Source organism: Rahnella contaminans (genome assembly GCF_011065485.1).
Classification (GTDB): domain Bacteria; phylum Pseudomonadota; class Gammaproteobacteria; order Enterobacterales; family Enterobacteriaceae; genus Rahnella; species Rahnella contaminans.
In genome coordinates, this window is sequence record NZ_JAADJS010000001.1 from 613411 (window position 1) to 635224 (window position 21814).

The 21814-nt window shown below is 54.4% G+C and carries 23 protein-coding genes; 9 read left to right on the top strand and 14 right to left on the bottom strand.

Annotation, left to right across the window (positions count from 1 at the left end; translation table 11 throughout):
• Positions 1-307 precede the first annotated feature (307 nt).
• The gene (locus GW579_RS02790) at positions 308-1726 is read left to right on the top strand and encodes a NarK family nitrate/nitrite MFS transporter (protein ID WP_152326126.1); all 1419 of its coding nucleotides are present in this window, start codon (positions 308-310) and stop codon (positions 1724-1726) included.
• A 55-nt stretch (positions 1727-1781) separates the two neighbouring features.
• Here the strand turns inward: GW579_RS02790 and rcnR are convergent, their stop codons facing one another.
• The gene (gene rcnR, locus GW579_RS02795; RefSeq protein WP_152326127.1) at positions 1782-2054 is read right to left on the bottom strand and encodes a Ni(II)/Co(II)-binding transcriptional repressor RcnR; all 273 of its coding nucleotides are present in this window, start codon (positions 2052-2054) and stop codon (positions 1782-1784) included.
• 121 nt (positions 2055-2175) lie between these two features.
• On the opposite strand from rcnR, the gene GW579_RS02800 reads away from it, so the two are divergent.
• A complete protein-coding gene (locus GW579_RS02800) occupies positions 2176-3087 on the top strand; it encodes a nickel/cobalt efflux protein RcnA (protein ID WP_165057397.1) in 912 nt (303 codons plus the stop codon).
• A gap of 95 nt (positions 3088-3182) precedes the next feature.
• Here the strand turns inward: GW579_RS02800 and GW579_RS02805 are convergent, their stop codons facing one another.
• The 3 genes from GW579_RS02805 to GW579_RS02815 form a co-directional block, all read right to left on the bottom strand.
• On the bottom strand, positions 3183-3455 hold the full coding sequence (locus GW579_RS02805; protein WP_165057399.1) for an ElaB/YgaM/YqjD family protein: 273 nt from the start codon (positions 3453-3455) through the stop codon (positions 3183-3185).
• Positions 3456-3566: 111 nt separating this feature from the next.
• Positions 3567-4370 carry a DeoR/GlpR family DNA-binding transcription regulator gene (locus GW579_RS02810; RefSeq protein ID WP_165057401.1) on the bottom strand — a complete coding sequence of 268 codons (804 nt, stop codon included), beginning with the start codon at positions 4368-4370 and terminating at the stop codon, positions 3567-3569.
• A 23-nt stretch (positions 4371-4393) separates the two neighbouring features.
• On the bottom strand, positions 4394-5431 hold the full coding sequence (locus GW579_RS02815) for an alcohol dehydrogenase catalytic domain-containing protein (RefSeq protein ID WP_152326131.1): 1038 nt from the start codon (positions 5429-5431) through the stop codon (positions 4394-4396).
• Positions 5432-5621: 190 nt separating this feature from the next.
• Here GW579_RS02815 and GW579_RS02820 point away from each other — a divergent pair, with 190 nt between their 5' ends.
• The 7 genes from GW579_RS02820 (at position 5622) to GW579_RS02850 (ending at position 11483) form a co-directional block, all read left to right on the top strand.
• Positions 5622-6077, top strand: coding sequence for a PTS sugar transporter subunit IIA (locus tag GW579_RS02820; protein ID WP_165057403.1), 456 nt, complete (start codon positions 5622-5624; stop codon positions 6075-6077).
• 117 nt (positions 6078-6194) lie between these two features.
• On the top strand, positions 6195-7619 hold the full coding sequence (locus GW579_RS02825; protein ID WP_165057405.1) for a PTS fructose transporter subunit IIC: 1425 nt from the start codon (positions 6195-6197) through the stop codon (positions 7617-7619).
• A 26-nt stretch (positions 7620-7645) separates the two neighbouring features.
• On the top strand, positions 7646-7915 hold the full coding sequence (locus GW579_RS02830; protein ID WP_152326134.1) for an HPr family phosphocarrier protein: 270 nt from the start codon (positions 7646-7648) through the stop codon (positions 7913-7915).
• An 80-nt stretch (positions 7916-7995) separates the two neighbouring features.
• The gene (gene deoC / locus GW579_RS02835) at positions 7996-8673 is read left to right on the top strand and encodes a deoxyribose-phosphate aldolase (protein ID WP_152326135.1); all 678 of its coding nucleotides are present in this window, start codon (positions 7996-7998) and stop codon (positions 8671-8673) included.
• A gap of 66 nt (positions 8674-8739) precedes the next feature.
• On the top strand, positions 8740-9759 hold the full coding sequence (locus GW579_RS02840; RefSeq protein ID WP_165057407.1) for a Gfo/Idh/MocA family oxidoreductase: 1020 nt from the start codon (positions 8740-8742) through the stop codon (positions 9757-9759).
• Between the two features lie 199 nt (positions 9760-9958).
• A complete protein-coding gene (locus GW579_RS02845) occupies positions 9959-10888 on the top strand; it encodes a LysR family transcriptional regulator (protein ID WP_152326137.1) in 930 nt (309 codons plus the stop codon).
• Positions 10889-10988: 100 nt separating this feature from the next.
• Complete coding sequence (locus tag GW579_RS02850) at positions 10989-11483, top strand: YjjA family protein (RefSeq protein ID WP_165057409.1); 495 nt, start codon at positions 10989-10991, stop codon at positions 11481-11483.
• Between the two features lie 98 nt (positions 11484-11581).
• Here the strand turns inward: GW579_RS02850 and nth are convergent, their stop codons facing one another.
• The 10 genes from nth to GW579_RS02900 all read right to left on the bottom strand — a co-directional run bounded on the left by nth (position 11582) and on the right by GW579_RS02900 (position 21629).
• Positions 11582-12220, bottom strand: a complete 639-nt coding sequence (nth, locus tag GW579_RS02855; RefSeq protein ID WP_165057411.1) for an endonuclease III — start codon at positions 12218-12220, stop codon at positions 11582-11584.
• A complete protein-coding gene (locus GW579_RS02860) occupies positions 12213-12911 on the bottom strand; it encodes an electron transport complex subunit E (protein WP_152326140.1) in 699 nt (232 codons plus the stop codon). Before GW579_RS02860 ends, nth begins: the two co-directional genes overlap by 8 nt.
• Positions 12904-13536: an electron transport complex subunit RsxG gene (gene rsxG, locus GW579_RS02865; RefSeq protein WP_165057413.1), complete on the bottom strand. Its 633-nt coding sequence runs from the start codon at positions 13534-13536 to the stop codon at positions 12904-12906. Before rsxG ends, GW579_RS02860 begins: the two co-directional genes overlap by 8 nt.
• Positions 13537-13545: 9 nt before the next feature.
• Complete coding sequence (gene rsxD, locus GW579_RS02870; protein ID WP_152326142.1) at positions 13546-14598, bottom strand: electron transport complex subunit RsxD; 1053 nt, start codon at positions 14596-14598, stop codon at positions 13546-13548.
• Positions 14599-16722, bottom strand: a complete 2124-nt coding sequence (gene rsxC, locus GW579_RS02875; RefSeq protein WP_165057415.1) for an electron transport complex subunit RsxC — start codon at positions 16720-16722, stop codon at positions 14599-14601.
• Position 16723: 1 nt separating this feature from the next.
• Entirely contained in the window at positions 16724-17290 is a 567-nt protein-coding gene (rsxB, locus tag GW579_RS02880) for an electron transport complex subunit RsxB (RefSeq protein WP_152326144.1), read from the bottom strand.
• The gene (rsxA, locus tag GW579_RS02885; protein WP_101078861.1) at positions 17290-17871 is read right to left on the bottom strand and encodes an electron transport complex subunit RsxA; all 582 of its coding nucleotides are present in this window, start codon (positions 17869-17871) and stop codon (positions 17290-17292) included. Before rsxA ends, rsxB begins: the two co-directional genes overlap by 1 nt.
• 39 nt (positions 17872-17910) lie before the next feature.
• A complete protein-coding gene (locus GW579_RS02890) occupies positions 17911-18351 on the bottom strand; it encodes a DUF2569 domain-containing protein (RefSeq protein ID WP_165057416.1) in 441 nt (146 codons plus the stop codon).
• Positions 18352-18606: 255 nt separating this feature from the next.
• Positions 18607-19971 (bottom strand): anaerobic C4-dicarboxylate transporter DcuC, encoded by a 1365-nt coding sequence (gene dcuC / locus GW579_RS02895; RefSeq protein WP_165057418.1) that lies wholly within the window; start codon positions 19969-19971, stop codon positions 18607-18609.
• A gap of 449 nt (positions 19972-20420) precedes the next feature.
• The gene (locus GW579_RS02900) at positions 20421-21629 is read right to left on the bottom strand and encodes an FAD-dependent oxidoreductase (protein WP_152326147.1); all 1209 of its coding nucleotides are present in this window, start codon (positions 21627-21629) and stop codon (positions 20421-20423) included.
• Positions 21630-21814: the final 185 nt, after the last annotated feature.

Below are 21814 nucleotides of genomic sequence, written 5' to 3' on the forward strand. Positions count from 1 at the left end.
ATATAATTACGGAGTGGCATTTTTTATGATCAGGGGGAGTTTCCCTATACCTCTTTGTGATTACTCCTTTATTTCCATCGGAGTGATGCCCCTGATAATTCAAGGGAGATTGAATGACCAACGCAATGAATCTTAGCACTTTATCTGAAACCCGCCCGATACTCACAAAGGATCCGTGGTCTTTTTTTCGCCTTTTTTCACCTGCCGTTGCGTTGATTTGCATCAACATGCGGAAGCGGTGCTCTACCTAGTGTGTGCGACACAACTCAGTCATTACAACGATAACGCGCTGCTACACGAGGTACTTATGTCACAAACATCTGCTCCATCAAGGGAAAAGCCGTCACGCCTGCTACAGGAATGGCGGCCGGAAGATCCGGCATTTTGGGAAAAAACCGGGCATAAAGTGGCGAGCCGGAATCTCTGGATTTCAGTGCCTTGTCTGTTACTGGGTTTCTGCGTCTGGATGCTGTTCAGCCTGGTGTCGGTAAACCTGAACAAAGTCGGCTTTAACTTCACCACCGATCAGCTGTTCATGCTGACCGCCATTCCTTCCGTTTCCGGCGCACTGCTGCGCGTTCCGTACTCGTTCATGATCCCGCTGTTTGGCGGCCGTCGCTGGACGGCGCTCAGCACCATCTTCCTGGTTCTGCCGTGCGCATGGCTGGGCTTCGCGGTGCAGGACGTCAGCACGTCTTACAACACGTTCCTGATTATCGCACTGCTGTGCGGTTTCGGCGGCGCAAACTTCGCGTCAAGCATGTCCAACATCAGCTTCTTCTTCCCGAAAACGAAGCAGGGCGGCGCACTGGGTATTAACGGCGGTCTGGGTAATCTGGGCGTCAGCGTAATGCAGCTGGTTGCTCCGCTGGTGATTTCTCTCGGCGTGTTTGCTGCGTTCAGTGACAAACAAACGCTGGCGAACGGTGCTGACATGTGGCTGCAAAATGCGGCGTGGATCTGGGTACCGTTCCTGATTATCGGCACGATTGCCGCATGGTTTGGCATGAATGACCTGGCGACGTCTAAAGCGTCTATCCGCCAGCAACTGCCGGTACTCAAGCGCGGTCACCTGTGGATCATGAGCGTGCTGTATCTGGCGACATTCGGCTCGTTCATCGGCTTCTCTGCCGGTTTTGCGATGCTGACCAAAACCCAGTTCCCGGAAATAAACATCATTTCGTACGCGTTCTTCGGTCCGTTTGTTGGCGCACTGGCTCGTTCTGCGGGCGGCATGCTGTCTGACCGTCTGGGCGGTATCCGCGTGACGCTGGTGAACTACATTCTGATGGCTGTTTTCGCCGGTTTGCTGTTCCTGACCCTGCCGGTGAACGGCGCGGGTGGTCACTTCCCGGCCTTCTTCGCCGTCTTCATGGTGCTGTTCCTGACGGCCGGTCTGGGGAGTGGTTCGACTTACCAGATGATTGCGGTGATCTTCCGTAAAATCACCACCGATCAGGCGAAAGCGCGCGGTGCAACCGACGACGAAGCGCTGCGTGAAGCCGTCACGGACACGGCGGCGGCACTGGGCTTTATCTCTTCGATTGGTGCGATCGGTGGCTTCTTCATTCCGAAAGCCTTCGGGACGTCTCTGGCACTGACCGGTTCACCGGCGGGCGCGATGAAAGTCTTCCTGGTATTCTACGTGGTGTGCGCGTTGATCACCTGGCTGGTGTACTGGCGTAAGCTGAACAAAGGTTTTGCGACCAAACAGGTCAGAAAATAAAGACTGACAGACACTAATGAAAAGGGGCTTTGGCCCCTTTTTTCATGGGCGCAATTCACTTCACGTAAGAATTCAGCACATTCAGCACGACATCCAGATCGGCCTCGCGCTTCGCCACATCTTCTTCATGCACCAGATGATCGGTCAGATGTCCCCTGATCACTTCGCGCATCAGCCCGTTGACCGCGCCCCGGATTGCCGCAATCTGCTGCAAAACCGCTGAACATTCGTGCGGTTCATCCAGCATTTTATTTAATGCCACAACCTGTCCCTGAATCTTGCTGGTACGCGCTTTCAGCTTCTGTTTATCGCGAATGGTATGTGACATGTTAACTCCCTGATGGCCGTGAATACGCGGACAGCATAACATCCTCAGGATACTGGGGGGTAGTATATGATACTGGGGGGGAGTACAATCGTCTGCGCCACTTCCATTGAGAATGATAAAGATGAACGACTTTGCCACATTGTTGCAGCAGGGGAATGCCTGGGTATTTATTCCCAGCGCTATATTGTTAGGGGTTTTGCACGGCCTGGAGCCGGGGCATTCGAAAACGATGATGGCGGCATTCATCATCGCGATCAAAGGGACTGTCCGGCAGGCTGTGATGCTGGGGCTGGCGGCTACGGTTTCGCATACCGCCATCGTCTGGCTGATTGCGTTTGGCGGGATGGTTATCAGTCACCGTTTTACTGCCGAATCGGCGGAACCCTGGCTTCAGCTGATTTCGGCTATGATTATCGTCGGGACGGCCACATGGATGTTCTGGCGCACTTATCGCGGAGAAAGCGCATGGAAACAGCAGCAAAACGGCGTGCTGCATACCCATGATCACGGCGCTCATGATCACCCTCACGATCATCCACATGACCACCATCACGGTCACGGAATTCTTCAGGCGGCCAGCGTACCTCATGCGATTCACGCCAAACCGGCGAGCCTGACAGGGTTTCACGTTAACGTCGCAGCGCAGGAATATCAGGACGCACACGAAAGGGCGCATGCGGGGGATATCGCGCGGCGGTTTGCGACCCAGAAAGTCACCAACTGGCAGATTCTGTTCTTCGGCCTGACCGGCGGGCTGATCCCGTGTCCGGCGGCGATTACCGTGCTGCTGATTTGCATTCAGCTGAAAGCGCTGGCGCTGGGTGCCGCGCTGGTGGTCTGTTTCAGCCTCGGGCTGGCGTTAACGCTGGTGACCGTGGGTGTGGGGGCGGCGGTGAGTGTCCGTCAGGTTGCCAAACGCTGGAGCGGATTCAATACGCTTGCCCGGCGCGCACCGTATTTTTCAAGCGTACTGATTGGCGTTGTCGGAATTTATATGGGCGTACACGGTGTTATCGGGCTGACGTCGTCGTAAGGGAGGGAACCGGCGGGGGATTCACGAGGCAATAAAACAAAGAAAGCCCGACGGGCTTTCTTTTGCTGAAGCTTAACACGGGATAACCGTAAGGCTTATTTGCGGCCAAGCAGCAAACCGAGCACAACGCCGATAGCGCCAGCGGCGATCAATCCTGACAGCGGATTTTCTTTAATCTTTTCTGCAACATCTGAAACTGCATCACTTGCCTGAGCAGAGTATTTTCGCGCCGCGCCTTTCAGCTGATGTTTTGGTGAGTCCACAAAGTCCCCAAATTGCTTCTGCGCTTCGCCAGCAAACTCGTTCGCTTTGTTTTCAACCTTATCAGCCAGACGATTTGCATCATTATCGAATTCTTGAGATGACATTTTAGTGCTCCTTTGTTTGTGTCAGTTTTTAAGCGTAGTCGTAAAACCTGATGTCTGCCGGTTTCGCGCTCAACGGCATGGCACAATTAGGAGGATTACCCAATAGCAATATTACCCGCGGTTTTTCGCTGAGCCGTCGCAGACCAGCATTCCCTGTGCTTCCAGCCCTGAGCGCACGTCATCTTTAATGCTGTCAGTGATGAAAATATGGATATCGGAGATATCGGCAAATTTGGCGAATGCGTCACGGCCGATTTTGGTTGAATCTGCCAGCAAAATCACGCTGGTCGAACAGGCAATCATCTTCTTTTTAAACGCGGCCTGACGCACATCTGGGGTTGTCGCGCCATTTTTTAGCGTAAAACCGTTGGTGCCCATAATGGCTTTATCGATGATCAGATCAGACAAACTGTTGTCGTTACTAAACGGGATCACGCAATGAAGTTGCTTGCGCACCGCGCCGCCAATAAAGAACAGATTTACCACGCCCGGCGAATCTTCCAGCGTCAGGGCAATTTTTAGATCATTGGTGATCACCGTCAGTTGCTGGCGTTCACCCAGAATTTTCGCCAGTTCCAGCGTGGTGGTGCCGGTATCGAGCAACAGCGTATCGCCGTCTTCAATCTGCTCAAGTGCGAGCTGTGCAACCATGACTTTCGCATCATGATTGCAGACTTCTTTTTCGGTGGACATCATCTCCACGCCGGTTTTACTGCGGATCAGCACGCCGCCGTGCGTCCGCGTGACCAGCATGTTCTTTTCCATTTCACGAAGATCATTACGGATCGTGGAAGTCGAGACTTTAAAGATCTGGCAAAGTTCGGCGACCGTGGCTTTCTTGTTTTCCTCCACAAACGCCAGAATGGCCTGCTGGCGTTCGAGTGAAAAAACTTTATCTTCCGAATGATCGTTCATGATTTTTCTCAGTGTCCGGCGGGTTATAAAACGAAGGCCACTTTCAGCGCCTGCCCTGAACGGGCGGCGCTGAAAGCCTCGTCATATTGTTCAAGAGTGTACTTGTGAGTCAAGATTTCTTTCAGATTTATCAGTCCATTGGAAATCATTCTCAGGCTTTCCCGATACTGACGTAAATTCTGCCCGCTCATGCCCGTCACCGTGATCTGCCGGTAATGAATAATGTTGGTATTCAGGCTGACCATTTCTTTACCGTGCGGCAAACCGCCGAAGAACAGCACGCGGCCATTCAGCGCCGTCAGTTCAAACGCCAGCGACTGAATTTCCGCACTCGACGCCGCCGTAATCACCACGTCACAGCCGCGATTTTGCGTAATACGCATGACGTCCGCCAGCGTATCGGTACCGCTCACGGGCACAAAATCCGCATCAAAATGACACGCCATCGCCAGCCGTTCCGGGTTGATGTCGCTGATCAGCACTTTTCCGGCACCCGCCGCTTTATGCAACATGGCGTGCATCAGGCCAATTGGCCCCGCGCCAATCACCAGAACCGTATCGCCGACGCGGGTATGACAGCGCTCAAAGGCATTATAAACACAGGAGAAAGGCTCAATCAGCGCGCCTTCTTCAAACGAAACGTGATCCGGCAACGCCACGATATTTCCCTGCTGCACGGCGCGGGCGGGGATCACCACATAACGGGCGAACGCGCCGTTTTTCTGAATACCCAACGCCTGGAATTCCTTGCAGGTTTGCGTATTGCCGCTGATGCAGCTGTCGCAGGTGCCGCACCCGTAGTTAGGGGCAACCGCCACGCGCATTCCCACACGCCATTCAGGGCTGACGTTCGCCCCGGTTTTCTCAATGATGCCCGATAATTCATGCCCCAGCGTTAGCGCCTGTGGTGACTGGCGATGGCCGTTGGCGAACATCCGCAAATCGGTACCGCAAATCGCCCCGACTTTACAAGCCAGCAGCACTTCGTCTGGCGCGATTTCGGGTTCAGGCAGATCGGTTAAACGGAGTTCACCTTTGGCAAATAACTGAATTGCTTTCATAACAGCCTCTCAATGGTTACAGGACGGAGCGTCTTTTGCTAAACGGGGTGTTGATCAAAAAATCGACTCAATGTGAATTCTTGTGAGTTTAGTCATGCAATTAGCGATGTCAATCGTTTATTATCGCTTTGCTCTTGATATACGTATAAACGATAACAAACGATAATTAACAGCAAAAGGGAAAGCCAGTATGAGGATTTTTTCAGAAGACACCGTGATGTTGGATCTGGATGTTCAGGATAAAGACGACGTTCTGCGGCAGATGGGCAAAAAGATAGAAGCGACCGGGTGCCTGAAACCGGGCGGTTTCGATCACTTCATGGCGGCCATCCGTAAAAGAGAAGTTGAGTTCTCAACGGCAGTCGGCCACGACTTCGCAATCCCGCACGGCAAGAGTGACGCGGTTACATTGCCGGTTATCGCTTTTGCACGACTGGTGAAGCCGGTGTTATGGGATGCCGAAGAAAATGACCGGGCGCAGTACGTCTTCATGATTGCCGTTCCGGAAGAAAGCGCGGGTGATGAACACATCAGGATCCTGATGAAACTTGCTGGCGCGATTATGGAAGATGATTTCCGTGACCCGATTGCTGCGGCAAAGGATGTAGCGCAGGTCATTGAAATTATGACCCGTTACGTTGATTAACCTCTTCACATTCTGCTCTGGCCTGCATTTAACTGATATCGATAGTAAACGATAATTAACAGAGTAAATCAGCAGTAAATGACAGGCCGGAGAAATCACCCTTATGGAGCCAGAATCATGTCGACCAGAGAAAAGTTTTTTGTCGCAGTAACGGGATGTCCGACGGGGATCGCCCATACGTTTATGGCGGAAGCCGCGCTGACAAATGCCGCAAAAAAAGCCGGTGCGGGGATCCGCGTTGAAACCAACGGGGCCGTGGGCATTGAAAACGCGCTGACGGCAGAAGAAATCGCCCGGGCCGATATGGTGATTCTGGCGTCCGACAAGGCGGTGGAAATGACACGATTCGACGGTAAGCCGTTAATCCGCGCATCGGTCGGCCACGGCGTTAAAAAAGCCACTGAACTGGTGGCCCGGGCGATGGCCGGTGAAGAAGCCGTTTACCGGCACGAACAAACCGCAACGCCTGATAATGAAAAACCTGCCGCCGAAAAAGCAGAGCGCCAGGGCGCGGGGCGGTCAGTCTATATTTCCCTGATGAACGGCGTGTCGAACATGTTGCCGTTTGTGGTCGCAGGCGGTGTGTTAATCGCCATTTCCTTCTTCTGGGGGATTTACTCATTTGACCCGACCAGCGCGCAATATAACCCGATTGCCGCCAGCCTGTTTAAACTCGGTAAACTCTCGTTTTCATTAATGGTGCCGGTCTTCACCGCGTTTATCGCGTACTCGATTTCCAACCGCCCTGGTTTTGTAGCCGGATTCGTCGGCGGCCTGCTGGCGACCGATATCGGCGCGGGCTTTCTTGGTGGCATTATCGCGGGCTTTTTCGCCGGTTATTTCATGAAATGGATGCTGCATATCACCCGTTCATTTCCCCGTTCGCTGGAAGGTTTCAAGTCTATCTTCCTGATGCCGCTGATTGGTGTTCTGGTGGTCGGCGTCTTCATGCTTTCTGCCGGTTCGACCATCGCGGCTTTAAATAAAGGCATGATGGTGTGGCTGGCCGGGCTGGAACACGCGAACCCGTTATTGCTCGGCATTGTGATTGGCTGTATGAGCGCGTTTGACCTCGGTGGCCCGGTGAACAAAGCTGCGTATGTGACGGGAACGATGTTGCTGGCCGAGCAGGGCAACGCATTATTTATGGCCGGCGTCATGACCGCCAGCATGGTGCCGCCGCTGGTGATTGCCTTTGCGACTGTGATGTTCAGAAAGTATTTCGAAAAAGAGGAGCAGGCCGCCGGGCTGGTGAACTTTATTCTCAGTGCGACGTTTATTGCCGAGGGCGCGATTCCCTTTGCTGCAAAAGATCCGCTGCGTGTGATCCCGATACTCATGCTGAGCGCCTCGATCGGTGCCACGCTGACCTTCTTCTTTAAAGTCGCGGTGCCAGCCCCGCACGGCGGGCTGATTATTCTTCCGCTCGTCACGCACGGTTTACTTTGGGTAATTGCTATTCTCAGCGGCGGACTGACCGGTGGAATTATTTACGGATTATACCGAAAGGCGAAATTTAATAAATCCGCGCTGGCTGTTTAAAAACATTAATAAGGAGGCAGAACGTTATGATTGCATCGAAAATACGCTTTATTAATCCCATGGGATTTCACAGTCGTCCCTGCGCAACATTTTCGAAAATGGCGAAAAAATTCGACTGTAATGTCAGGCTGGTGAATAAAGAAAAAGAGGCCGATGGCAGAAGTATGCTGGCACTGATGAAACTCGGCATCGTTCATAATTCAGCAATTACTTTACTCTGCGAAGGCGAACAGGAAAAAGAGGCCAGCGAAATACTAAGCCAGTATTTATCTACGCTGGTGGAAGAAGCTGGCTGAATCCCTTTTTGTCGTAATCCATAAATTTATTTGCCGGCAGGCAACTCCCTGAATACTGAAACCTGATTAAGGAATAGAAAATGAAATACTCTGCTGAAAAACTGGCCGCATTCTTTGACCATACCAATCTGCATGCGTATGCGACCAAAGAAGATTTCCAAAAACTGTGTGATGAAGCGAAGGAATACGGTTTTGCGTCTGTTGCTATCAACTCCTGGCCAGTCGCCATCTGCCGTCAAATGCTGGAAGGTTCATCCGTGCTGACCGGCGCGGCGATTGGTTTCCCGCTGGGGCAGATGACCATTGCCGCCAAAGTGTTTGAAGCACAGGACGCCGTTAATAATGGCGCGCAGGAATTCGATTACCTGCTGAATGTCGGCAAAGTCAAAGAGCATGACTACGCTTATATCAGAGAAGAAATGGCGGCGCTGGTGGCTGTCGCCAATAAAGCCGGGATTGTGTCGAAAGTCATTTTCGAAACCTGTTACCTGACGACAGATGAAATTATTCAGGTCGCCAAAATCGCTGCTGAAGTGAAACCGGGCTTTGTTAAAACCTCCACAGGATTCGGCACGGCGGGCGCAACGGCTGAACACGTCAAATTAATGAAAGAACACGCGGGCGAACACGTTCAGGTTAAAGCTGCGGGTGGAATTCGCACGCTGAGCGACGCGCTTGCCATGATTGATGCAGGCGCAACGCGTCTGGGCAGCTCTGCCGGAATAAAAATCGTTAATGAACTTCTCGCTGCCAAATAGTATTCAGAAAACTGGCCTGTGATACAGGCCGGTAAATAACGAAATATGCCCTGACTGAGGCTGAAAATGAATAAAATGATTAATGTGTGTCTGATTGGTTGTGGCCGCGCGGGGATGATTCATGCCCGGAATTATAACGGTAATCTTCGTCATGCCCGGTTAATTGCAATATGCGATCCCGACGAGGGGAATCTGGCGGAAGTACAGAAAGAACTTCAGATGGAATATCAATATACCGATTATCGCGAAGCCCTGAAAAACGCAAATATTGATGCCATTGTGGTGGTGACACCGACGCATTTACACCGCGATATTGTGGTTGCCGCCGCGAAAGCCGGAAAACATATATTCTGCGAAAAGCCGATGGCCGGAACGGAAGAAGAATGCAACGACATGATCGACGCATGTCGGGAATATAACGTCAAATTACAATTAGGTTTTATGCGCCGTTTTGATGAGAATTTTAAAACGGGCAAGGAGGTGATTGAAAATAAAACTGTCGGCGAAGTGACGTTACTAAAATCACTGACCCATGGGCCGAGCGAGCCTAAAGAGTGGATGTTCGATATTTCCAAAAGTGGCGGGCCGGTTGCTGAAGTGAATAGCCACGATCTCGATACGCTCAGGTGGTACGCCGGAGCCGAAGTGAGCATGATCCACGTCATCGGCCATAATTTCCGGTCACCGGAAAAAGCCGCGGAATACCCCGACTATTACGATACCTGCGCCGTCATGATGCAGTTCACCAACGGCATCATCGGCATGATCGACGGCGCGCAGTACGTCCGTTACGGCTACGATGCCCGCGCGGAAATTCTCGGCACGCATGGCATTGTCAAAGTTGGCCGGCAGAACAGCAATAATGTTGAAGTGGTGACGCAAGACAAAACCATTCAGGCGCAATCCATGCCGTCCTGGACGAAGTTATATCAGGAAGCCTACGTGCGCGAAGCCGAAGCCTTTATCGACGCCATCCGTCACGACACCGGAACACAGGTCACCGGTCACGACGGAAAAATGGCGCTGATTCTTGTGCGGGAAGGGCTGAAGTCCCTTCGCGAAAAGCGCCCGGTCTTTATTGAATAATCTGCCTGTATGAATAATCTGCGAGTTATAAGATAAGTAAATGTGATTCCGGCATGATTTCCCGCGTATCCCGAAAAACAAATTTCGTGAATGTGGGATATCATGCGGTATGCGTAATCCGGGACGTGGCTTTTCGCGGGCAATTCCGTTCACATTGTGTTCTGAATTAATCACTGTAACTCAATGAATATTCAATAAAATGGACATCAAACAGCTTATTTATCTCTGCAATCTTGAACGGGAACGTCATTTCGGGCGGGCGGCGGAAGCCAGTTTTGTCAGCCAGCCGACGCTGTCGATGCGGCTCAAAAATCTTGAAAAAGAACTCGGGCTGAACCTGATCAACCGGGGCAACAATTTCGAAGGATTCACCGCCGAAGGCCTGCGTGTGCTGAGCTGGGCGCGCGAAATAGTGGCGGTTTACGAAGGCCTGAAGCTGGAGGTGGAATCCCTCAAGCAGGGCATGAGCGGGACGTTACGCATCGGCGTTATGCCACAGTGCAGCGTTTCGCTGGCGCGGCTGATTAAAGCGGTGAGCCAGGCGCATCCGGGGCTGGATTACCGCGTCTCGGAAGTCAGCGCCGATCAGCTGATTGAAGCGCTGAGCAGCCATTCCGTGGATGTCGGCATCGGCTTTTTCGAATTTTCGACCCTCAACGAACTGCGTTTCCAGCTGGTGTCGCTTGATGATGGCGGCGTGGACGTGGTGTATCACCCGGACCATTTCCCCGAACTGGACAATGTCGGGTTGATGACCGCCGAACAGGCCGCGGCGTTGCCTTTGTGTCTGTCCGAGCCGAGCCGTTATTTCCGCCGCTATCTGGATAATTTCTTCCGTCAGGCCGGACTCGAACTGCATCCGCGTCTGGAAAGTACCTCGATATTTCAGCTGATGCAGGGCGTGTTTGTCGGCATCGGCTGTGCGTTAGTGCCGAGCGGGCATCTGATAGACGAGATGCATCCGGCACTTAAACGCTGCCCGCTGGACATCACCCCTATGACCCGCCACGCAGCATTGGTGGTGGCCGAACCGGGCAGGGCGACGGCGCTGGCGCAGCATTTTTTTACCGCCGCCGGTCTGTGGCTGACGCAGCAACAACCGCTTGCCCCCCCGTCGACGATCAAATAAAACCGGCATTGCCGGTTTCTCTCCGATTTTCCTATTGATGAATTCATCATTTAAGACCAAGCTTTCCCGCAATATATAAGTGAAATGAATGGAGTAGCACATGAAAGCATTAAAAGCTGGCGTTCTGACCATCGTCGCGGGCAGCCTGTTAGTGGCAGCCTCCGCACAGGCATCAAATAACCTGCTGGGACAACTGCAACAGGCCGCCACCGACGGGCTGAACAGTGCGGGAACAACCTCAGGGACGGGAACCACATCATCACTGACTTCACTGCTCAACGGCGGCGATAAAGCGCTGACCTCCACCAGCGCGACCAACGTCGCCGGTGTATTGCAGTATTGCGTGAAAAACAACGTACTTTCTAAAGCCAGCACCGAAAACGTGAAAGATCAGCTGCTGAACAAACTGGGGATCCAGAGCGCGTCTGGTGCTGAAAGCAAGGACTACCAGCAGGGGCTGGGCGGGTTGCTGAAAACCGGTAAAGATCAGAGCGTTGACCTGAATAATCTCGGCAGCGGGCTGACGCAGGTGAAAGAGAAAGTGAAAACCAAAGCGTGTGATGTGGTGCTCAAGCAGGCGAAGTCGTTTATTTGATTTTGACTTTCTCCTCCCCCTGCGAAGGGGGAGGTCGGAAGGGTGAGGCCGCAGGCTGAGTAACACCGGGAAAAGGAACCGCGCAGCGGCACTCCCTTTCACTCCGCATAAACCTTCTCTTTACTCTCACACAAATCTTCAATCAAACACGATCCGCACCGCGGCTTCCTCGCAATACAGGTATAGCGACCGTGCAAAATCAGCCAGTGATGGCAGTCGAGCATAAATTCCTTCGGCACCACTTTCAGTAATTTCTCTTCCACGTCATCGACGGTCTTACCTGGCGCGAATTTCGTCCGGTTACAGACGCGGAAAATATGCGTATCGACGGCAATGGTGGGCCAGCCGAAAGCGGTATTGAGCACCACGTTGGCGGTTTTACGCCCGACGCCCGGCAGGGCTTCCAGCGCGGCGCGGTCTTCCGGTACTTCGCCGTTGTGTTTTTCCAGCAAAATCCGGCAGGTTTTAATGACGTTTTCGGCTTTCGAATTAAACAGGCCGATGGTTTTGATGTATTCCTTCACACCGTCCACGCCGAGCGCCAGAACGGACTCCGGCGTGTTCGCGACCGGATAAAGTTTCGCGGTCGCTTTGTTCACGCTGACGTCCGTGGCCTGCGCGGAAAGTAACACCGAAATCAGCAGCTCGAACGGCGTGGTGTACACCAGTTCGGTTGTGGGATGCGGGTTGTTGTCCCGCAAACGGCTGAGGATTTCAATGCGCTTTTCCTTATTCATGAACACTTCCCTTTGGCAAACTGTCTTCGGCGGCAACGTGTTGCACCGCTTTTCGCGCTTTCATGCGCTGATCAATCAGGTATTTAGCCGCCAGCAGCAGGCCCAAACCGATAAACGCGCCCGGCGGCAGCATCGCCAGCAGGAACGGGTTATCCAAATGAATCACTTCAACGCGCAGCACTTTCGCCCAGCCGCCGAGCAGCAAATCTGCGCCGTTAAACAACACGCCGCTGCCGAGAATTTCACGCATCGAACCGAGGACGAACATTGCGCACGTCGCCCCGAGGCCGGTCATGGCGCCGTCCAGCGCCGCCAGATGCACCGGACTGTTCGCGGCGCAGGCTTCCGCACGTCCGACCACCACACAGTTGGTAACAATCAGCGGGATGAAAATCCCCAGCGCCTGATACAAACCAAAGGCATACGCATTGATCAGCATTTCAACGGTACTGACCACCGATGCGATGATCAGCACGTAAATCGGAATACGGATTTCATCCGGGATCCACTTACGGAACGCGGAAATCATGCCGTTAGTACAGGTCAGCACCAGCGTGGTTGCCAGCCCCAAACCTAAGGCGTTAGTCGCCGTGGACGTCACGGCCAGCAGCGGGCAAAGCCCCAGCAGCTGGACCAGCGAGGAGTTATTGGTCCACAGACCCTGAACGATTATCTTTCTGGCTTCACTCATCACGGGCTCCACAAGGGGTGAGGTGGGAAAGCTGAGACGGCACCGTCCCGATAAATAACGCCGTGCGTTTCACCGAGCGCACGACAGCGCGCGGGGTAATGGTCGCGCCGGTAAACTGATCAAACACGCCGCCATCTTTCTTCACAGCCCAGCGCGGGTCGCTGGGGCCGTTAACGGTTTCGTTGGCGAAATGCTTGATCCAGTCAGAAATACGCACTTCAATTTTGTCACCCAGCCCCGGCGTTTCATGTTGTTCGAGCACGCGGGAACCGTAGACTTTGCCATGAAAATCAGCGGCAACCAGCAGCTGGATTGCACCGGAATAACCGTCTGGCGCGGTAGTTTCCACCACGGCAGCCACCGGTTCACCGCCTTTGCGCGCCAGGTACAGGCGGTGCGGCGTAGCGGTACCGAGTGATTCATCGGTGACGTTGTAACATTCGTTCTGCATGTTGTTATCGTAAACGCTGGCCGGGATCACCTGATCAAACAGCGTTTTTTGCTGTAACAGCGCCTGATGTTCAATCGTTGGCTTGGTCAGCAGGTTTACGATGGCGGTCATGCCGGTCATCAGTGCGCCAAAGAAAGCCAGAATCAGGCCGTGGCGTCGCATTGTAGCTAACATAATTCTTCCTCAGCGATGCCCGTAAACACGTGGTTGAGTGTAGTGGTCAATCAGCGGCACGGTAATGTTGGCCAGTAAAACGGCAAAGGCCACGCCGTCAGGATACCCGCCGTACGTGCGGATAAGCCACACCAGTAAACCAATTAATGCACCGAAAACCAGACGGCCTTTTGGCGTGGTGGATGCCGTCACCGGGTCGGTGGCGATAAAGAAGGCACCGAGCATGGTCGCACCGGAGAACAGGCCGACCAGCGGTGAAGAATAGCTTTCCGGTGCCAGCCCCCACGCGATGGCGGCGCAGAACGCCAGCATACCGAGCATTGCCACCGGAATGTGCCAGCTGATGATCTTACGCCACATCAGGAACAGGCCACCGGCCAGAAAACCGAGGTTAATCCACTGCCAGCCCAGACCCGCCAGCGTGCCGCCAAACAGCGGTGTTGCCAGAATTTGATCGGCTGTATGCCCGGAGCGTAAGCCGGTTTTAAAGGCATCCAGCGGCGTCGCCTGCGTCACGCCATCCACGTTCATTTGCAACTGATAGGCGGTCAGATCCTGCCCGCTGTGGCCGGTGAAAATGGTCAGCAGCGTATCGGTGAAGCTGATGTGATGATGTTGCAGCGCGTCCGGCGGCAGCCAGGTGGTCATCTGCACCGGGAACGAAATCAGCAGCACAACATAACCCACCATTGCCGGGTTAAACGGGTTTTGCCCCAGACCGCCATACAGCTGTTTGGCGATGATGATGGCGAAAAACGTGCCAAGCACCACCATCCACCACGGGCCGAGCGGCGGCAGGCTGATGCCGATCAAAATAGCCGTCAGCAGGGCGCTGTTATCGCCCAGACGTTTTTTTACCGGCTGTTTGCGCAGTTGCAAAACGGCACCTTCCGCCAGTAAAGCAATCACGATAGCCAGGGCGAGCTGAACCAGTGTTCCGTAGCCGAAAAACCAAATCTGAGCGATCAGACCCGGAATACACGCCAGAATCACCATCATCATGATGGTGCTGGTATTTTGGCGGTTATGTGTAAAAGGTGAACTTGCGATCCTGAAGGCCATCTATTCCTCGTTCGACATTGTCTGAGCGGCTTTACGGGCCTTAACTCGGGCGATCGCAGCAGCCACGGCGGCTTTGCGTGGATCGCTTTCTTGTTGTGTTGTGTCTGGTTCTGAAGATGCGTCGTTGTCCGCAGCGGACTCTTCGGCGTCACTCTGCGCCGCCGCTTTTTTAGCTTTCGCACGGGCAATGGCGGCGGCGACAGCGGCTTTACGCTTGTCGTCAGCAGAAGGTTCAGCCGGTGACGTTGTCACGCCTTCGTCAGTATTGGCCTGAGCGGCGGCGGCTTTCTTCGCTTTCACGCGGGCAATCGCTGCGGCTACGGCGGCCTTGCGGTCGTCTTCTGCCGGTGCTGGCGGAGTCACATTGAGCTCGCTGTCGGTGGCTTCCACCACCACGCCATTTCCCGCTTTCTTCGCTTTTACCCGGGCGATAGCGGCAGCCACGGCGGCTTTGCGATCGTCTTCTGCGGTCGGCGGCGTTTCAGGCACCGGTTCAGACGCGACCGGGATTTCCTGCGCGGCAGCCGCTTTTTTGGCTTTGGCGCGGGCAATGGCGGCGGCCAGTGCGGCCTGACGCGGATCCACTTCCGCCGTTTCAGCCGCGGCTCCGGCGACCGGGGCGTCGTCCACCGGCGTTTCGCTCAGCTTAACGGCGGCTTTCTGGTGTTTCTCTTCGCGGGCGATTTTGTCACGTTCCATACGCGCCTGTTTGGCTTCGAAACGCGCTTTGGCTTCGGTCGCACGGGCGGTTTCGCTGTCGATGGCACGGATTTCGGCCTTTTCCTGACGATAATACTGCACCAGCGGAATGTTGCTCGGGCAGACGTAAGCACAGGCGCCGCATTCGATGCAATCGAACAGGTTATGGTTGCGCGCTTTTTCGTGTTCTTCGCCGCGGCTGAACCAGTAAAGCTGCTGCGGCAGTAAACCGGCCGGACAGGCTTCCGCGCACAGGCTGCAACGGATACAGGCTTCTTCCGGCTCAGGCTGGCCAAGTTCCGATTCGGACGGAGCCAGCAGGCAGTTGGAGATCTTAACGACCGGCACATCGAGCGACGGCAGGGTAAAGCCCATCAGCGGCCCGCCCATGATCACCATCTTTTTATCGCCCTGCGGCTGTAACGCGCCTTCCTGCATCAGATGCGAAACCGGCGTACCCAGACGTGCCCAGACGTTACCGGGTTTCGCCATCGCTTCACCGGTCAGCGTCACGACACGTTCGATCAGCGGTTCGCCGTCGAGGATCGCGCGTTTGATCGCGTAAACCGTCCCGACGTTTTGCATCAGCACGCCGATTGACGACGAGTGATGACCTTTCGGCACTTCGAGGCCGGTCAGAATTTTGGTCAGCTGTTTGGCTCCGCCGGACGGATACTTGGTCGGCACCACGCGCAGTTCGAAGCGGATACCGTTAGCCAGATCCTGCTGAGCCGTAGCTTTAATCGCAGTTTTAAACGCCGCAATGGCTTCCGGTTTATTGTCTTCGATGCCGATGAGAACGCGTTCCGGGCTGAGCATATGACAGAGAATGCGCGTGCCTTCGAGGATCTGATCCGCGTGTTCCTGCATCAGCCGGTCATCGGCAGTGATGTAGGGTTCGCATTCGGCGGCGTTGAGGATCAGCGTGCGCGTGGACGTCAGGCCGCCTGCGAGTTTGCTGGCGGTCGGGAAACCTGCGCCGCCCAATCCGGCGATACCGGCCTGGCTGATGCGCTGGTTCAGCTCTCCGGCAGAAAGCTGGCGGTAATCGGCCACAATGTTGCGTTCGCACCAGGTGTCTTGCCCGTCGGCTTCAATCAGAACGCAGAGTTCTTTCAGGCCGGAAGGGTGCGCGGTGATATGTGGTTCGATGGCGGTGATCACGCCAGACGTCGGCGCGTGTACCGGCACGGTGCGGCCACGGCCTGTCGTCAGCGGCTGGCCCTTTAAAACCCGGTCACCGGCTTTCACACACAGCTCGCCCTCCGGGCCAAGATGCTGCTGAAGGGGAATGATAAAGCGCTCAGGCAACGGCACGTTGCGCAGCGGAACGTGGCTCGACTGCGTCTTCATTTCCGGCGGATGAATACCACCGTCGAAGTCCCAGACTTTGTCTTTTTTGAGCGCGGCAAACAGATTAAACATGTTACTCCGCATGGATGACCTGAACCGGAATGGATTGCAAATCCCACTTCCAGTTTGCGGTGGTGGTTTTGATCGGCAGCATTTCGATGCAGTCCGTCGGGCACGGTGCGACGCACAGGTCACAGCCGGTACATAAATCGGTAATCACGGTATGCACGGCACGGGTTGCGCCCACAATCGCATCGACCGGGCAGGCCTGAATGCATTTGGTGCAGCCGATACAGTTGCTTTCGTCGATATACGCCACTTTGCGCACCGGCACGGCGGCGGCGACGTCTTCGCCCATCGGCTGCGGCTCGACGTTGAGCAGGGTGGCCAGCTTGAGCATGACCGCTTCGCCGCCCGGCACACATTTGTTGATGTTGTCGCCATTGGCCACGGCTTCGGCGTAAGGTTTACAACCGGGATAACCGCATTGCGCACACTGGCTTTGCGGCAGGATATCGTCAATCTGATCGACAACCGGGTTGCCTTCCACGGCAAAACGACGCGAGGCGTAACCCAGCAGCAGGCCAAACACCAGAGCCAGTGCGGTCAGCGCACCAATCGCTACCCATAATTCAAACATCAGAATTTCACCAGACCCGTAAAGCCCATAAAGGCCAGTGACATCAGGCCCGCCGTGACCAGCGCAATCGAAGAACCTTTGAACGGTGCAGGCACGTCAGCGACAACCAGGCGCTCACGAATGGCGGCGAACAGCACCATCACCAGCGAGAAACCGAGTGAGGCGGCAAAACCGTAGAGCGCGGACTGCATGAAATTCAGCTGCTGGTTGATGTTAAGCAGCGCCACGCCGAGCACGGCGCAGTTGGTAGTGATAAGCGGCAGGAAAATACCCAGCAGGCGATACAGCGACGGGCTGGTTTTACGCACGACCATTTCGGTGAACTGTACGACGACAGCGATCACCAGGATAAACGCCATGGTGCGCAGGTACACCAGGCCCAGCGGCATCAGAATGAAGGTGTTGACCATCCACGAACAGATATTCGACAAGGTGATCACGAACGTGGTCGCCAGGCCCATGCCGATGGCGGATTCCAGTTTTTTGGACACGCCCATAAACGGGCAAAGTCCGAGGAACTTCACCAGAACAAAGTTATTCACCAGCATGGTGCCGACAAACAGTAATAAGTAAGAGGTCATGACAATTGCCCGGACATAATAAACATTAAAACTTCAGGGTTATTCCGTGAAGGTTTCTTTCACCCGCAGTGAGCGCTTGAAATAAGGCACAAACACCGCAGCAGCCAATAAGGGTAACAGTAAGTTACGCACGGCCAGATCATCGGTAACCGGCGAGAATGCAAAGGCTTTTACCGCCAGCAATACCGTACACAACAACCAGATAATATACATTTTTGGTAACGCTCTGGCACGCTTACAAAATTGCCAGAGAACCGCAACGGTAAATAACCCCATCGCTAACGTGGTTACCAAGGAGAAATACCATTGCAGCGTAAAGGCCTGCGAATTGGTGATTAAATATTCGCGTGATTCCGGCATAAATATGGCCATTGAAAACAGGAACAGCATTAATACAACGCTCAGCAGCGTGACAATCAGATACGCCATCGGGGCCAGTAACCACCCGCCGATTCGTTTGTAGCCCGGATTATTCGACATAAAAAGCCTATATTACGCGGATTTCGCCATCACTCAGACGGGGCTTTTTCCCCGACCTTCAAGGCGCAGTAGCTTAACCTGAGTTGGTATTAGCCCATATCGTATTTATGTGATCAATACTTTCATCCTTCACGCTGTCTCGGCGTTGGCTTCCTTCGCGCACCCCGGTCACATACTTTTGTATGCTTCCGGGGATTTGCTCAGTTGCCGCCTTGATAGAGCGCAAATGATTTCAGCATTAGAAAAGGAGGGGAATTAGTGAACCGGAACCAGAATTTCTGTGGCGACAATAACCACTATCAGCCCCACGAGAACCGGCACGGAGGTGCGCTTTACCACTTCGAACGGGGAGATTTTTGCCATACCTGCCACGGCGACCACGACGCCGGAGACCGGTGAAATGGTGCGACCAAGGTTGGACGCCTGTAACATCGGGATCACCAGATATCCCGGGTTGATGCCCATTTTCGCCGCCAGTTTCGGGATAAGTTCCACGAACGCATAAAACGACGCATTGCCCGAGCCGGTGGTCATGGCCGCAAGGACGGTGATGGTGACCAGCACCAGCATCATAATAATGCTGCCAGAACCAAAGTTTTGCGCCAGCCCGATCAGGCTGCTGATAAAGCCGACGGTGCTCAGACCCTGCGCGAAAACGCCAGCCGCAACCAGCAGCATCACGACGTTGGCAAACGCATCCGCCATACCGCGATACGCGACGTCCAGCCCGGCAAACACGGCTTTCCCGTTGCGGTTTCTTACTGTTTCAATCAGTGCAGTCAGCACCATGCAGATCACCAGGATAGTAATGATATGCAGATTCGGGCCCCATTTACCGTCAAAAATCAGCACCCCGATAATCGGCGTGAAAGGCAAAATGGCGTAAAACGCCGGGGCGTTGGTTTCAATGACGTCATCTTTGCTGGAATCCACGCTATCTACCACGGCGGTATCGCGTTTATCCAGATAACGCTGCCAGAAGAAATGCGCGACGGCCATCGCCACAATAGCGGCAATCGAAATCGGCAGGGTGACTTTGAAGGCAAAATCGACCAGCGGCATGTTGGCCGCCTGCGCCGCCAGCACCACATCGCCTGAGGTCGGGGAAAGAATAATGGCCGCCGGCGACGCACAAATCGCAGCCGCCGCGCCGCGGCTGATGCCGACATTCACCATAATCGGGAACAGCGTCGCCATCAGCAGTACGCCGAGACCGGTCGCGGAAGACACCGCCAGCGACATCAGACACGCCAGAATATAGGCCGCGACCATCAGAATGTATGGCGAGTTAATCATCTGTAGCGGACGTGATGCGAGTTTGACCACTACGTCGTTAGCGCCGATGTGCGTCATGTACGCCGCGAAACCGCACAGCATCATGATCATCATCCCGAGATCGCCACCGCGGCTCATCAGCAGGATTTTGACGTATTCCACGATGTCCGTGGCGTTCCAGCCGGTGCTCTTCGTGCCTTCCGGCAACACGCTGTGGCCCATTAACGCACTGATAATCAGCAGTATTAACCCGCCAACCATCAGTACGCCGGTGGGTGAATACCCCTTGATGATGTACCGCCCGACAAACACGGCCACCACCAGACCTATCAATAACTCTGTCATACATGTATTCCCCGAGATTAAATTTGGATCCAAGTGAAAGGCGGGCACTTTGAACAATTAACCGTTCCGGCGTAATGACGCTTGTCAATTATCGGTGATGAAATAGGGGAGAGGATTGATATTTGTGATGTATGACCGACATCACCAGGCGGTTTTTGCGGTGCTCATACGGCGTGATTTTTGAAAGCTTGCTGAGTGAGAGTTTCGGGACCCAAGGCTCGAACACCGAAACGAAGGCACCGTCTGGCGGCAAGTTTTCGCGGCAATAAGAGGCGTTACTAAAACAGTGCCAGCGAGCGGAGCGCGTGTTGAAAAAGCGTGGGGAAATCCAAAAGGAGAAAAGCACTTTCCCCTTTTGGTCGGTTTCGGCGCGAGCCGCTGAGCGATCACCGCAATTGAAAAACCGAAACCTACTCAGTCCGCTTGCAAACGCATTGTGCGTCTCACGCTCATAACTTCGGGATCTCCCGATAAAACCCGACTCCGATCAGCCGTCCGAACAGGAAGGGAATGAACTTCCTCCCCCGTAGCCAGCTTTCAAGCCGGGAAGGGGCGCGCTTGCGGGGTTTTTGCCCGGCCTTACTGATCATAATCTGTAACGTCTGCGTTGCCCACGTCGGGAATGTCCGTCGCCGCTGGATGCGTTTCAGGTGACGGAGCGTCAGACGCCCGGCTTTCAGCGGTTGCGCGACAATATTTGCGGTCGCGACGGCATCCTGAATCGCCAGATTTACGCCGACGCCGCCAATCGGGGACATCGCGTGGGCGGCGTCGCCGATGCATAACAGGCCGGGTTTAGCCCATTCTCTGAGGCGGTCGATGCGGATCACCAGCAGGCGCACGTCGTCCCAGCTCTGAATGTCTTCGCCCAGACGCTCACGCTCAAACGGTGAGACTTCAGTCAGCAAATCCAGAAAAGGCGGGATGCCGCGCGCTTTGAGCGCGTCGAGGCTGTCTTTTGGAATCGAATAACCGCACTGCCAGTAATCGCCGCGGTCGATCATGATGAAGTTTTTCTTTGGCCCGCGATGCCCCATCGACCACTGCGGGTCGTCCGTGCGTTTATTGATTTTCAGCCACAGCACGTCACGCGGTGCGCCGAAACGGCGGATTTCCATCCCGGCCTGCTCGCGCACAATCGAATTTCTGCCGTCACAACCCACCACCAGATCGGCGTCGAAATGCTGCGTTTCGCCGTTCACATCCGCCAGAACACCGGTTATCTGGGATTCATTCTCCCGCAGCGAAAGCACCTGCGCATTGTGGATCAGCCGGAAATTCGGCAGCAGCGCGGCCTTGCTGGCGATGAAATTCAGGAAATCCCATTGCGGCATAAAAGCGATGAATTTGCACTGCGTCGGCAGATGAGTGAAATCCGCCAGCGTGGTTTCTTTGCCGTTGATTTCGCCGTACAGCTTCTCGGCGCGCTGATGCGGCAGGGCGAGAAACTCATCGAGAAAACCCAGTTGCCAGATGATGTCCAGCGTTGAAGGGTGAATGGTGTCGCCGCGAAAATCACGCAGAAAATCCCGGTGTTTTTCCAGCACCGTCACGTCAATTCCCTGGCGGGCCAGCAGGTAGCCCAGCATTAGTCCGGCTGGGCCGCCGCCAACAATACAAACGGTGGCGACAGACGCGCGGTCAGTGTTCGTGGTCATACAAACCTGCCTGATGAAATGAATTTACATGATAACAATTATCATTTGCGCTAACGAGCGTCAATCCATTGCGTGCTACAAGTCTGAACATATCCTGCACAGTGACATAACAAAACCGGTGATTTTTGCACCACGGCGATCGCGGTTTTGTTACCCGGATCGGTGCGCAAATACGCTATCTGAGG

What these genes read in the sequence shown, in the direction of transcription:
- GW579_RS02820 (WP_165057403.1), top strand. Translation starts at nt 5,622, where the DNA reads ATGAGGATTTTTTCAGAAGACACCGTGATGTTGGATCTGGATGTTCAG.
- GW579_RS02890 (WP_165057416.1), bottom strand. Translation starts at nt 18,351, where the DNA reads ATGTCGAATAATCCGGGCTACAAACGAATCGGCGGGTGGTTACTGGCC.
- rsxG (WP_165057413.1), bottom strand. Translation starts at nt 13,536, where the DNA reads ATGTTAGCTACAATGCGACGCCACGGCCTGATTCTGGCTTTCTTTGGC.
- GW579_RS02850 (WP_165057409.1), top strand. Translation starts at nt 10,989, where the DNA reads ATGAAAGCATTAAAAGCTGGCGTTCTGACCATCGTCGCGGGCAGCCTG.
- rsxB (WP_152326144.1), bottom strand. Translation starts at nt 17,290, where the DNA reads ATGTTTGAATTATGGGTAGCGATTGGTGCGCTGACCGCACTGGCTCTG.
- GW579_RS02800 (WP_165057397.1), top strand. Translation starts at nt 2,176, where the DNA reads ATGAACGACTTTGCCACATTGTTGCAGCAGGGGAATGCCTGGGTATTT.
- GW579_RS02825 (WP_165057405.1), top strand. Translation starts at nt 6,195, where the DNA reads ATGTCGACCAGAGAAAAGTTTTTTGTCGCAGTAACGGGATGTCCGACG.
- GW579_RS02845 (WP_152326137.1), top strand. Translation starts at nt 9,959, where the DNA reads ATGGACATCAAACAGCTTATTTATCTCTGCAATCTTGAACGGGAACGT.
- deoC (WP_152326135.1), top strand. Translation starts at nt 7,996, where the DNA reads ATGAAATACTCTGCTGAAAAACTGGCCGCATTCTTTGACCATACCAAT.
- rsxC (WP_165057415.1), bottom strand. Translation starts at nt 16,722, where the DNA reads ATGTTTAATCTGTTTGCCGCGCTCAAAAAAGACAAAGTCTGGGACTTC.
- rsxA (WP_101078861.1), bottom strand. Translation starts at nt 17,871, where the DNA reads ATGACCTCTTACTTATTACTGTTTGTCGGCACCATGCTGGTGAATAAC.
- rcnR (WP_152326127.1), bottom strand. Translation starts at nt 2,054, where the DNA reads ATGTCACATACCATTCGCGATAAACAGAAGCTGAAAGCGCGTACCAGC.
- GW579_RS02840 (WP_165057407.1), top strand. Translation starts at nt 8,740, where the DNA reads ATGAATAAAATGATTAATGTGTGTCTGATTGGTTGTGGCCGCGCGGGG.
- GW579_RS02830 (WP_152326134.1), top strand. Translation starts at nt 7,646, where the DNA reads ATGATTGCATCGAAAATACGCTTTATTAATCCCATGGGATTTCACAGT.
- GW579_RS02810 (WP_165057401.1), bottom strand. Translation starts at nt 4,370, where the DNA reads ATGAACGATCATTCGGAAGATAAAGTTTTTTCACTCGAACGCCAGCAG.
- GW579_RS02805 (WP_165057399.1), bottom strand. Translation starts at nt 3,455, where the DNA reads ATGTCATCTCAAGAATTCGATAATGATGCAAATCGTCTGGCTGATAAG.
- GW579_RS02790 (WP_152326126.1), top strand. Translation starts at nt 308, where the DNA reads ATGTCACAAACATCTGCTCCATCAAGGGAAAAGCCGTCACGCCTGCTA.
- rsxD (WP_152326142.1), bottom strand. Translation starts at nt 14,598, where the DNA reads ATGGCCTTCAGGATCGCAAGTTCACCTTTTACACATAACCGCCAAAAT.
- GW579_RS02860 (WP_152326140.1), bottom strand. Translation starts at nt 12,911, where the DNA reads ATGAGTGAAGCCAGAAAGATAATCGTTCAGGGTCTGTGGACCAATAAC.
- dcuC (WP_165057418.1), bottom strand. Translation starts at nt 19,971, where the DNA reads ATGACAGAGTTATTGATAGGTCTGGTGGTGGCCGTGTTTGTCGGGCGG.
- GW579_RS02815 (WP_152326131.1), bottom strand. Translation starts at nt 5,431, where the DNA reads ATGAAAGCAATTCAGTTATTTGCCAAAGGTGAACTCCGTTTAACCGAT.
- nth (WP_165057411.1), bottom strand. Translation starts at nt 12,220, where the DNA reads ATGAATAAGGAAAAGCGCATTGAAATCCTCAGCCGTTTGCGGGACAAC.
- GW579_RS02900 (WP_152326147.1), bottom strand. Translation starts at nt 21,629, where the DNA reads ATGACCACGAACACTGACCGCGCGTCTGTCGCCACCGTTTGTATTGTT.